Source organism: Clostridioides sp. ZZV15-6388 (genome assembly GCF_020657755.1).
Classification (GTDB): Bacteria; Bacillota; Clostridia; order Peptostreptococcales; family Peptostreptococcaceae; genus Clostridioides.
Map to the genome: position 1 here is coordinate 42208 of NZ_JAGWCU010000016.1, position 12127 is coordinate 54334.

A 12127-nucleotide genomic window follows, 5' to 3' on the forward strand; every position below is an offset into this window, starting at 1 on the left:
AATGGAATCTGTTTTGATGTTGGCAATTGTAACAGGATTATGGTATTGGTTTGCAGCAGGTCTTGCAGGGTATACCCTTTTCTCAACACTAAAGTCCCCTTTATTTATAGGTTTTAGCCTTGGATTACTTTGGGGCGATGTAACAACTGGTATGATTGTTGGTGCAAGTATAGAAATGGTTTATCTAGGAATGGTAGCAGCAGGAGGAAATATTCCATCAGATAAATGTTTAGCTGCTCTTATTGCAATACCAGTAGCACTTCAAACTGGTGTTAATGCAGAAGTTGCAGTATCTATTGCGGTACCTTTAGGTGTCATAGGAGTATTAGTTAATAACTTAAGAAGAACTGGTAATGCTGTATTAGTTCATAAGGCAGATAAGTATGCCGAAGAAGGTAATACAAAAGGTATCTGGAGATGTGCAACACTTTATTCTTTAATATTTGGGTTTGTTTTAAGATTTCCAATAGTTTTTGTATGTAACTTTTTTGGAGCAGATTTAGTTCAATCATTATTAGATGTTATACCACAATGGTTAATGAATGGATTAACAGTAATGGGTGGTATATTACCTGCATTAGGTTTTGCAACAACAATATTTACTATAGGTAAAAATAAATTTTTACCAATGTTTATTATAGGATTTTTTATGGTTCAATATTTTGAAATATCAATTACTGCAGCTGCAATATTTGGTGTTTGTATAGCTCTTTTAGTTACATTTATGAAAGAAGATAAAAGGGTGGGTGAAGTATAATGCAAGAAATAAAAAATAAAGAAGCTAAAGATGAGCAAGGTACAACTGAAGTTAATAAGATAAGAGTACTTACGAAGAAAGATGTAACAAAAACATATCTAAGATGGTGGTGGACAGCAGAATTATCTAACTCTTTTGAAAGAATGCAAGCATTAGCAGTTTGTGCAAGTTTCACTCCGGCTTTAGAAAAGTTATATAAGAAAAAAGAAGATTTAATAGATGCGTTAAAGAGGCACTTACAATTTTTTAATACTCAAGCTATATGGGGAGGGTTAATTCATGGTACAGTTTTAGCTATGGAAGAAGAGAAAGCTACTGAAGGAAAAATCCCAGGAGAAGTTATTTCAGGTGTTAAGAATGGGCTTATGGGACCTTTGGCTGGAATTGGAGATACTTTAGATTTTGGTACATTTCAAACAATATTCTTAGCTTTAGGTGCTTCGTTTGGAGCAGAAGGAAGTGTTATAGGTGCATTTTTCCCAATAATGTTTAGTATATTACTATTTTGCGAAGGTTATTACTTATTCCATTTAGGATATTCTTTAGGTAGAGATTCAATTAAGAAAATTCTATCAGGTGGTATTGTCAATAAGATAATTGATGGTGCTTCAATTCTAGGAATGTTTATGATGGGAGCATTATCTGCAACTACAGTTAAGCTTTCAACTCCATTATCATTTGATATTGGTGGTAAAGCAATTGTTGTTCAAGATACATTAAACATGATTGCTCCAGGTTTATTACCACTTGGTGTTGTATTCTTCGTGTATTGGGGAATGAAATACAAGAAGTGGACAATAACTAAGTTATTAGTAATTTTAGTTGTAGTAGCATTAGTAGGATCATTCATTGGAATATTCTAATTTACAATGGTTAAAATATAGAATTTAATTTTAGGAGGAGAAAGAAATGTCAGAAAAAATGTATACAGAAAAGGAATATTTAGAAGGAATTAGAGGAGCAACAGGAGAAAGAGCAGTATGGTTCTATCTTCTTATGAAAGAAGCTGAAAAATTAGGAGTTAATCAAGATGATATATGTAAAGAAGCAATATATGGATTTGGTAAAATGAGAGGTCAAAAATATAGCGTAGCAGATACTCCAGGAAAAATGGCAGAAATGTTATATAACAGTAAAGGACAAAAAGTTTTTGAAATGGAATTAGTAGAAAATACAGATGAGAATGGAATTTTAAAATTCCATCACTGTCCATTAGATGCTGCTTGGAAAGAATATGGATTAACTAAAGAAGAAAGAAAAGAAATTTGTAGATTAGCTTGCTACGGTGATTATGGAAGAGTTGATTGTGCACAAGGTGTTAGATTAGAGTTTGCTCAAAAATGTGCTCATGATGATGAAGTTTGCGAATTAGTATTCACAAGAAAATAGTTTTTAATGCTAAAAGCCTGTTCTTTAAGGACAGGCTTTAAAAAGACAGAAAGTAGGTTGATTTATGGATATAAGCAGAAGTGTAGATAATAGTTTAAATAGAACAGTGGAATTCCTAAAAGAATTAATAAAAATTGATACACAACAAGGTGAACCTATTTCACAATGTCCTTTTGGTATAGGACCTAAAAAATCTTTAGAGAAAACTTTAGATTACTGTGCTAGTTTGGGTTTTAGCGTTAAAAATATTGATAATTATATTGGATATGCAGAAATTGGGGAAGGAGAAGAATTAATAGGAATTCCAATGCATTTAGATGTAGTTCCACCAGGAGATGGGTGGAGTGTAGAACCATTTTCGGGAGCAGTAATTGACAATATTATTTATGGAAGAGGTGCCATAGATAATAAGGGGGCTGTATCTATGCTTATACATGTATTGAAAAACATAGAGGATACGTACCCTACAATTAATAAAAGAATAAGATTAATTTTTGGGACAAATGAGGAAACAGGTATGGAGTGTATCAAATATTATTTAGATAAAGATGAAGAAATTCCAAGTATGGGATTTACTCCAGATGCGATGTATCCAGTGGTTAATGGAGAAAAAGGAAGAGTTCATATAAGGATAGAAAAAGAGATTAAAATTGATAAAAGCAAACCTTACATAATAGTAAGGGGAGGAACTAAAGAAAATGTTGTTCCGTCTCATTGTACTGCAAAAATTATTAATGGAATTATTTCAGAGTTAACTACTAAAGGAGTAGCTGCGCATGCAAGTAATCCTGAAAAGGGAGAAAATGCTATATCTAAAATGATAATAAAGATAGTTGAAGATAATATGGATTTTCAGTATAGAGAAGATATAGAATTAGTTTCAAAATACCTTTGTAGTGACTATTATGGAGATGCATTGGGAATTAATCAATATGATGAGGTATTCAAAAGCACTACTTTAAATTTAGGAATATTAAAAATGAATGAGGAAAAAATCATATGTGAACTAGATATAAGGCATGGTAAAAATATAGTTTTAAACAATATAATAGATAGATTCAAAAAGTTTTTTTGTAATGGTTGGAAAGTAAAAGTTATTGCTCATAAAGACTTACATTATGTGGATGAGAGTAATTTAGTACTTAAAAAGTTATTAGAAGCCTATGAAGAAGTAACAGATGAAAATGGATATACAATTGCTATGGGTGGTGGCACATATGCAAGTTGGTTTAAAGATATGGTGGCGTTTGGACCTAAGTTCTTAGCGTATAAAACTGGCGGTCATGGAGCAGATGAAAGAGTACCAATAGAGCATATACGAAAGAATATGGAGATATATACCTTGGCTTTAATAAAACTATTAGAATTGTAAAAGGAGAAGAGATCTTATGTGCAAATATATAGATATCTTAAAAAGAGAGATAAAACAAATTCAACTTTATTTAAGTGCAAACATAATTAAGAATGCATTAGGGATAGGTATACCTGGAACTGGGAAAATAGGAATAGAAATAGCAGCTACACTTGGTGGAGCAGGTATTGCAGAGGCTACAGGAGCTTGTTGTGGAATGACATATTTACAAGGGGGGACGTTGGAAAATATAAAGAGAGCAATTAATAACATGTTAGCTGATTTATCAGGATTAATTTGTGATAGAGCAAAAACAAGCTGTGTATTAAAGATAGCTACTGCAACTATACAATGTTCAACATCATCAAATACTATTCCATCATCTAAAGATGGAATAGTATTTGATGATGTTGAAGAGACAATAAAGAGTATAGCAAAGTTAGTAAAAGAAGGACTTGCAAATACTGATAACAAGGAGGCAAAAGATACATAGAAAATTGTTAATAAAGTACGAAATCTCTTGTATTTATACAGGGTACAGCGATTTTTATAGGTGTGACATGAAATTATGACATTTCACATAAATTAGAAGTTATAGAGGAAATAAGTATGAAATTATTAAAAAAGATGATTTTATAAAAGTTAAGGTCGAAAAGTTAATTGAGTGGAATGAGCCAAATGGAGAAGGTTGTATATGTGTTCGCAATCAATATAATTTTTAACTATGATAAAGATATTATTCCATACTTACATGCAGATGTTGGAAGTGCATATATAAGAATAGATAGCAATAACTTTGAAATTGATGATGGTTTAAAAGAAATCTTTATCCATGAACAATAATAAAAATTATAGTTTATACAATTTAATATGATGTATGTACAAGCAGTTAGTCTAAATGATTGACTGCTTTTCTTTTATAGATTTTTATATAACAGGCAATTATCAATACATGATAGTTGCCTGTTATGATTGGAGGAATAAATATGAATAATAACTTTATAAAAGAATTAAATGAAAAAATTGAAAAGTATTGTGTTTCACAGACAAGGCTTGCTGTTGCTGTTGGCATAAAAGATATTTTACACATCAATCCTAAATATATGTTGCAATGTGAATATGGAAAATATGGATATGAAAACAAATATATTATTGGTTATATTAAAAGATATTTTATACAAGACGTTTAAAAAACATGATAAATAAAAACTATATTTGGATATATTCATCTGTGGTTTTGTATAATGATGCGGATAAAATTGGAATAATAAATAAATTATGTAAATTATGTTTAAAAATATATTTAAGCAGGTATCTAAGATACCTGCTTATTTGTTTCTCTATGGTTGATTTTTTCATCAAAAGTCAACTTCAAATCGCTTGTTAGGTTTATGGATTTAAGGATATAATTATACAAAGGAGGCGTTGATATGAATGAATTAAACATTGCAAAAACACTGATTTTAAAGCGTAAAGAAAAAGGAATTACACAAGATGAACTTGCAAATTATATAGGTATCTCTAAAGCTTCTGTGTCTAAATGGGAAACTGGGCAAAGCTATCCTGATATCACTTTTTTGCCACAACTCGCGACATATTTCAACATTACAGTTGATGAATTAATTTGCTACGAACCACAAATGATTAAGGAAGATATTAATAAACTATATCAGCGATTGTGTAAAGATTTTACTGTTAAACCATTTGACGAAGTTATGGATGAAATAAGAGAAACCATAAAAAAATATTATTCATGCTTTCCTTTGATTTATCAGATGGGGATTTTGATAATTAATCATTATGACCTTGTAGATGAAGAAAAACGTGAACTATTAATTAGTGAAGCATTAGAAATTTTTATTCGAATACGAGAAACAAGTGATGATATAGAAATTTGTCGTCAGTCAAAAGGTATGGAGGCAACTTGTTATATCTTGTTAAATCAACCTAGAGAAGTTATTGATTTATTTCAAGATAGCAATTTTCCCATGGTAAATGAAAGCATACTTCTTGCACAGGGACAAATGATGAATGGTCAAACTAATGAAGCTAATGAAACGTTACAGATTGGAGCATATCAGAATCTTACGTTATTAGTTCAAGATTTAGTGGGACTTCTGCAAAACTCAGATAAATCACAAATTAAAGAAATAGAAAGACGTATTTTAATAATTTCAGATACTTTTGACCTTAATGCATTATCTCCCGGTGTTATGTTTTCTGTATATTTGACCCAGATACAAATGAATTTAATACATGGAAATACTAAAGGAGCTATTAAGTCGTTACAAAGATATGTAGATTTGGCAATAAGTGATATATATCCAATTATGCTACATAGTGATGACTTTTTTAATCATATCGATGGCTGGATTTCTGAGATTGGAACAGGTATTACACGTGATGATACAATTGTAAAGGCAGGTATTGTTGCGGCTATTAAGAATAATTCTATGTTCTCTGTATTAAATGAGAACAAAGAATACAGATTTCTTATAGAAAAATTATCTTTATTGGAGGAATAAGATTATGGAAAATTTAATGGAATATCTACCACTTTTGCTTCCTGTTATTATTTTAAATTTAATACTTGTAATTACTGCACTTATTCATATAATAAAACATCCAAATTATAAAATTGGTAATAAAACAATATGGATTCTTTTAGTGCTATTTATAAGTATAATAGGTCCAATTTTATATTTTACTATAGGAAGAGGTGATGAATGATGAATATTGTTTCGATAAATGGGTTATCAAAAAGTTTTGGTAATCGAAAGATAATAGATAATCTAAATCTTACTGTACCAGAAGGGTCAGTCTTTGGATTTGTAGGTAAGAATGGTGCAGGCAAGACTACAACAATGAAAATGGTGCTTGGGTTACTTGAAGCAGATAGTGGAACTATAAATGTTTGTGGTGAGAAAGTGACCTATGGAAGAACAAGTTCTAATCGCCATGTAGGTTATCTACCTGATGTTCCAGAGTTTTATAACTATATGAGACCACTTGAATATCTTTCTCTTTGTGGAGAAATCACAGGGCTTTCAAAACAAGAAATAAAGTTAAGAAGTGAAGAGTTGTTGTCACTTGTAGGACTTGGAAATGAAAAGAAACGAATAGGTGGATTTTCTCGTGGAATGAAGCAACGTCTTGGGATAGCTCAAGCATTACTTTCACGCCCTAAATTACTTATTTGTGATGAACCAACAAGCGCACTTGACCCTGTTGGTAGAAAAGAAATATTAGATATTATGCTTAAAATCAAAGACTCAACAACCGTAATATTTTCAACACATATACTGTCTGATGTTGAAAGAATTTGTGACCATGTTGCCATATTAAATAAAGGAAGCATTGCTCTTAGTGGTACACTTTCAGAAATAAAAAGTATGCACGGAAAAGATAGACTTTTATTGGAGTTTTCAAGTAATGATGAAATCCAAGCATTTAAGTCTAGTAGTAGTATTAAATCCTTACTTAAAGATTCAGAAGAGACTAATATGGAAATTATTTTCCATGGTAAAGATATAAAATCAATACAACAAACAGTTATATCTACACTTGCAGAAATGAATCTTTGTCCAATAAAGATGGAATTAATAGAATTGTCACTTGAAAATTTATTTTTGGAGGTAGTAAAGTGAGAGAATACATAGCATTTACAAAAAAAGAATTTGTAGAGAACATAAGAAATTATAAATTATTTAGTCTGATTACTTTATTTTTAATATTAGGTATAAGTAGCCCTCTTTCTGCAAAATTTATGCCAGACTTGATTGCCCATTTTGCGCCAACTTTAAAAGTTACTGCTGCACCAACTGCTTTAGATTCTTGGACACAATTTTCTAGCAATATCTCTGGTCTTGGCATGAGTTTAACTCTAATTATTTTTTGTAATATTTTATCGAACGAATATTCCAAAGGAACTCTTGTTATTATGCTGACTAAAGGATTGTCACGTTCGTCTGTAGTATTGTCTAAATTTTCTATTGCAGTAATTATTATGACCATTGGTTTCTGGCTGAGCTTTTTATGTACTTATGGTTATACAATGTATTTTTGGCCAACTGCAAATCTTAATCATGTTGTATTTTCAGCATTTAACTTATGGATAATTGGTATTATGTATATTACTATATTAATTCTTGGATGTGTACTATTTAGACCAGCATTTGCAAGTGTATTACTTGTATTAGTAGCAACTATTGTTTTGAGTTTAATTTCTATTCCTAAACAGGTTGCACCTTATACGCCTAATTTTATATTATCAAAAAATATAGATTTGATTTTAGGTAAAGTGACAGCTCCAGAATTTATTATTCCAATCATTGTAACAATCATTATTTCAATAGTGTGTCTGTTATCAGCTGTTATTTTATTTAATAAAAAACCAGTTTAATGATATCTTTATTATAAATATAAATAGCACTGTATTGTGTGAAAATATACTTAGTAATGTATAAGAATATATCTAAGTAAAAAAGATTTGAACTTAAGTTTCAAGTCTTTTTTTGTTTTAGTCGTACTCATTATGTTTTATAATAATTAAATTATTACCTTAAGGAACTGTTTAAAAATAAAAAAGGAGATAGATTATAATCTAGTGATTATCAGTTATTTAAGATATGCTATAAGTATATAGAGCCTAAACTAGTAAAGAGTTAAAACAATGTAGTAAGGAGTTAAAATAATATTGTTTTTATTAAATAAAGATAAGAATCTTTAATTGTGGTAAAATATACTAAAAAATTACTTTAAAAGTGATAAAATTAATTCAAGTAAATATTTTAAAGGGGTGTAGATATGGAAAAGTCAAAAGTATATTTTTGTGATTTATATTCAAATTCGCAAAATAAGAATGTACCAAATAATGTGAGAAGATTGTTTGATAAAGCTGGATTTAAAGATTTAATATCAAAAAATGACCAAGTCGCAATAAAACTTCACTTTGGAGAAAAGGGAAATACTACATATATGAGTCCTGTTGCAGTTAGACAGGTAGTTGATAAGGTTAAGGATTGTGAAGGCAAGCCATTTTTAACAGATACAAATACATTATATACAGGGAGTAGAACAAATTCTGTAGACCATCTTACAACAGCTATAGAAAATGGTTTTGCATATGCAGTGGTAAATGCGCCAGTAATAATTGCAGATGGATTGTACAGTAGAAATTATGAAAATGTACAAATAGATAAAAAACATTTTGAAAGTGTAAAAATAGGTGGGGAAATTTATAATTCTTCTGCCATGATAGTAATGAGTCATTTTAAAGGTCATGAAGCTGCTGGATTTGGAGGAGCATTAAAAAATTTAGCTATGGGATGTGCAAGTGCAGCAGGAAAACAAATGCAACATTCTGATGTTACTCCTGGAGTAAATGAAAAGAAGTGTATAGGATGTGGAAAATGTGTTAATTCTTGCCCAACTAAAGCTATAAGTATAGTAGATAAGAAGGCAGTAATAGACTCTGATGTATGCTATGGTTGTGGGGAATGTCCGACTGTCTGTCCAACTAGGGCAGTAACTATACAATGGGAAAGTGACTCAGATGTATTTGTTGAAAAAATGGCAGAATACGCTTATGGAGCAGTATCAAATAAAAAAGATAAGGTTGGGTATATAACTTTTGTTATGAATGTGACTCCCCTTTGTGATTGTGTACCTTGGTCAGGTAGACCAATTGCACATGATATAGGAATTCTAGCATCAACTGACCCTGTAGCCATTGAGCAAGCATGTTATGATTTGGTTTGTAAGGAAATGGGTCATGATGTGTTCAAACATGAGCATCCTCATGTAAATGGAACTAGAATAATAGACTATGCATGTGAAATGGGAATGGGAAGTAAAGAATATGAATTAATAAAATTATAAGAATAGATAGACTTAAATGCATATAATGATGTAAGAGGAATTTAAAAGTATCAAAGGAGTATGCATTTATGAAAATTTACTATGAAAAAGAAAATAGCAAGAAAGCAAATGTAAACAATATTCCAAGTGTCTTTGCATTTAATTTTCTAAGAAATTTTTTAACAAGTAAAGAATATGAAGAAACTAGAAAAGAATATTTTATAAATAATCTAACAAAGAGTCAAGTTAATCAAGCTATGAAAGATTTAAAGTGGCTTTTTAGAGAGTATGAAGGCTTAGAGATTATTACAATGGAAAGCTTGGATGGAGTAAAAACAAGGATAGTTTTGTAAATTATTAAGAATACTGCTTTAATAATGATATGTATAATATAATTTGTTATACTAATGTCATTTTAAAGCAGTATTTTTTATTTTTAAATAGTAAACCTATATCTAAAATAAAGTTGACCATTAAATAGGAAATATGTAATACTATATATAATAAGTAAACTATGGAAATTAAAAAGGTTGACTAATAGGAGGACATATGAAAGAATACATAATCAAATTAAAAAATAAAGTTTTAAATGGAAAAGAAATAAGTTATAAAGAAGCTTTTAGTTTAATAAATATTGATACAAATAATAAACATGATTTTGATATTTTATTAGAATCAGCAAATGAAATAAGAGAATTTTTTATGGGTAACAAGGCAGATTTATGTACAATAGTAAATGCAAAATCTGGAAAATGCAGTGAAGATTGTAAGTTTTGTGCTCAGTCATCTCATTATAAAACTGGTATTGATGAATATTCATTACTCAATTATGACGTGATTCTAAATAGGGCTAAAGAAATGGAAAGCAAAGGAGTCCATAGATTTTCTTTAGTTACAAGTGGGAAAGGAATGACAGGGGATGAGTTTAATAATATTTTACATATTTATGAAGGTTTAAGAGAGAATACCAGTCTAAAATTGTGTGCATCTTTGGGGATTATAGATTATAATCAAGCTGAAAAATTAAAAGAAGTAGGAGTATCTACATATCATCATAATGTTGAGACATCTAAGGATAATTTTAAAAGCATATGTACAACACATACATATGAAGAAAGAATAAAAACCATCAAAGAAGCTAAAAGAGCAGGTCTAGATGTATGTGTTGGTGGAATAATTGGAATGAATGAGAGCAAAGAACAAAGACTGAAGATGGCATTTGAAATAAAAGAGTTAAATGTGAAGTCATTTCCAATAAATATTTTAAATCCAATTGAGAATACTCCAATGGAAAATTATGATGTATTAGAACCAATGGAAATATTGAAAACAACAGCAGTATTTAGATTTATAATTCCTAATATATATATAAGATATGCTGGTGGAAGATTGTCCTTAAAAGGATATGATAAGGTAGGATTTAATGGGGGCGTAAATTCTGCAATTGTCGGTGATTATTTAACAACTGTAGGAAATGGTATTGAAAATGATAAAAAAATGATTGAAGAACAAGGCTTTAAAATTTAATAGAAATTGCTTAAATTAATTAATATACTTTTTAAGAATTAAAAAAGTATATTAATTTTTTTTTGGAAATCGGCTAATATGCTAAATTTAAATTAATAGTTGAAAATATTTTGAAAAATAAGAAAAATATCAAAATTTGTATAAAGTAGTTGCAAAGCGAAAAAAGATGTGATAGTATCTAGGTAACCGGTTAAGTAAAACGGTTTCCTAAATTGTGGGGGTGAACTTCTTGAGTATAACTATAAAAGAGATTGGCGAATTGGCTGGTGTTTCCAAAACAACTGTGTCAAAAGTCATTAACAATAAAGATGAAAATATAAGTCAAGCAACAAGAGAAAAGATTTTAAAAATAATGAAGGAAAAAAATTATGTTCCAAATAAATTGGCACAAAGTTTAGTGACTAAAAGAACAAATACAATAGGACTTCTTATACCAGATATACGAAATCCATTTTTCACAGACGTATCAAGAGGTGTTGAAGATAAAGCTAATGAGGAAGGCTATAATATAATTTTATGTAATACAGATGAAGATGCCAAAAAGGAATATGAAGGGATAAGAACATTATCAGAAAGAATGATAGATGGAATTATCTTTGCAGCATCGTCAAATACAAACTGGAAAGAGGCAAATTACAAAGATATAAAAATACCAACAGTATTAATTGATAAGAAAATAAGTATGAATAAAGAAACCTTAAAAGGGATAGTCAAAATAAATAACTTTGAGGGTGCATATATAGCTACAAAACATTTATTGGATATTGGACATAAGAAAATAATATATTTAAGTGGTCCACTTCAAAATGAAATAGCAATAGATAGATTAGAAGGATATAAAAAAGCTTTAACTGAGTATAATTTAGATTACAATTCTAATTATGTATTTGAAGGAAAATATAAGATTGAATGGGGGCAAGAATTTATAAAAACTTTAGAAGAGATAGATTTTAATGCGATATTTTGTGCAAATGATTTGATTGCAATAGGTGTTATCAGAGGTCTTCAAGAAAGAGGATTAAATATACCAAACGATGTAAGTGTTGTGGGATTTGATGATATTCAAACTTCTAGTTTAATAAGTCCTCCACTTACAACAGTACGACAACCATCTTATGATATAGGATATAAAGCCAGTGAAATATTAATAAATTGTCTAAGAGGAGATAAGAAAGAATCCTTTGATGAATTAATTTTCAAACCAGAACTAGTGGTAAGAGCTTCAACGAAAGAAAGTAATTAAC

At 29.6% G+C, this 12127-nt stretch carries 15 protein-coding genes; all 15 read left to right on the forward strand.

Going from position 1 to position 12127, the window contains the following annotated elements; all coding sequences use genetic code 11:
- Position 1: 1 nt before the first annotated feature.
- The 15 genes from KGF48_RS11400 (at position 2) to KGF48_RS11470 (ending at position 12126) form a co-directional block, all read left to right on the forward strand.
- Positions 2-757 (forward strand): PTS mannose/fructose/sorbose/N-acetylgalactosamine transporter subunit IIC, encoded by a 756-nt coding sequence (locus tag KGF48_RS11400; protein ID WP_227827728.1) that lies wholly within the window; start codon positions 2-4, stop codon positions 755-757.
- Positions 757-1620 (forward strand): PTS system mannose/fructose/sorbose family transporter subunit IID, encoded by an 864-nt coding sequence (locus KGF48_RS11405; RefSeq protein ID WP_227827727.1) that lies wholly within the window; start codon positions 757-759, stop codon positions 1618-1620. Before KGF48_RS11400 ends, KGF48_RS11405 begins: the two co-directional genes overlap by 1 nt.
- A gap of 46 nt (positions 1621-1666) precedes the next feature.
- Positions 1667-2146: an L-2-amino-thiazoline-4-carboxylic acid hydrolase gene (locus KGF48_RS11410; RefSeq protein WP_227868060.1), complete on the forward strand. Its 480-nt coding sequence runs from the start codon at positions 1667-1669 to the stop codon at positions 2144-2146.
- A 64-nt stretch (positions 2147-2210) separates the two neighbouring features.
- Entirely contained in the window at positions 2211-3518 is a 1308-nt protein-coding gene (locus tag KGF48_RS11415) for a M20 family metallopeptidase (RefSeq protein ID WP_227868061.1), read from the forward strand.
- Positions 3519-3534: 16 nt separating this feature from the next.
- Positions 3535-3990 carry an L-serine ammonia-lyase, iron-sulfur-dependent, subunit alpha gene (locus KGF48_RS11420; protein ID WP_227840046.1) on the forward strand — a complete coding sequence of 152 codons (456 nt, stop codon included), beginning with the start codon at positions 3535-3537 and terminating at the stop codon, positions 3988-3990.
- A gap of 185 nt (positions 3991-4175) precedes the next feature.
- Positions 4176-4340 (forward strand): DUF2185 domain-containing protein, encoded by a 165-nt coding sequence (locus tag KGF48_RS11425; protein ID WP_227840047.1) that lies wholly within the window; start codon positions 4176-4178, stop codon positions 4338-4340.
- A gap of 143 nt (positions 4341-4483) precedes the next feature.
- Positions 4484-4687 carry a hypothetical protein gene (locus KGF48_RS11430; RefSeq protein ID WP_227827722.1) on the forward strand — a complete coding sequence of 68 codons (204 nt, stop codon included), beginning with the start codon at positions 4484-4486 and terminating at the stop codon, positions 4685-4687.
- Positions 4688-4927: 240 nt separating this feature from the next.
- Positions 4928-6022, forward strand: a complete 1095-nt coding sequence (locus KGF48_RS11435; RefSeq protein ID WP_227868062.1) for a helix-turn-helix domain-containing protein — start codon at positions 4928-4930, stop codon at positions 6020-6022.
- Between the two features lie 4 nt (positions 6023-6026).
- Positions 6027-6227, forward strand: coding sequence for a PLD nuclease N-terminal domain-containing protein (locus KGF48_RS11440; protein ID WP_227840049.1), 201 nt, complete (start codon positions 6027-6029; stop codon positions 6225-6227).
- Positions 6224-7144, forward strand: a complete 921-nt coding sequence (locus KGF48_RS11445; protein WP_413894802.1) for an ATP-binding cassette domain-containing protein — start codon at positions 6224-6226, stop codon at positions 7142-7144. Before KGF48_RS11440 ends, KGF48_RS11445 begins: the two co-directional genes overlap by 4 nt.
- Positions 7141-7899: an ABC transporter permease gene (locus KGF48_RS11450; protein WP_227868064.1), complete on the forward strand. Its 759-nt coding sequence runs from the start codon at positions 7141-7143 to the stop codon at positions 7897-7899. The genes KGF48_RS11445 and KGF48_RS11450 overlap by 4 nt, the downstream gene beginning before the upstream one ends.
- Before the next feature lie 404 nt (positions 7900-8303).
- Positions 8304-9377: a DUF362 domain-containing protein gene (locus tag KGF48_RS11455; RefSeq protein WP_227840052.1), complete on the forward strand. Its 1074-nt coding sequence runs from the start codon at positions 8304-8306 to the stop codon at positions 9375-9377.
- A 68-nt stretch (positions 9378-9445) separates the two neighbouring features.
- Positions 9446-9709, forward strand: coding sequence for a hypothetical protein (locus KGF48_RS11460; protein WP_227827716.1), 264 nt, complete (start codon positions 9446-9448; stop codon positions 9707-9709).
- 196 nt (positions 9710-9905) lie between these two features.
- Positions 9906-10883 carry a biotin synthase BioB gene (bioB, locus tag KGF48_RS11465; protein ID WP_227868065.1) on the forward strand — a complete coding sequence of 326 codons (978 nt, stop codon included), beginning with the start codon at positions 9906-9908 and terminating at the stop codon, positions 10881-10883.
- 220 nt (positions 10884-11103) lie between these two features.
- Positions 11104-12126 carry a LacI family DNA-binding transcriptional regulator gene (locus KGF48_RS11470; protein ID WP_227840054.1) on the forward strand — a complete coding sequence of 341 codons (1023 nt, stop codon included), beginning with the start codon at positions 11104-11106 and terminating at the stop codon, positions 12124-12126.
- Position 12127: the final 1 nt, after the last annotated feature.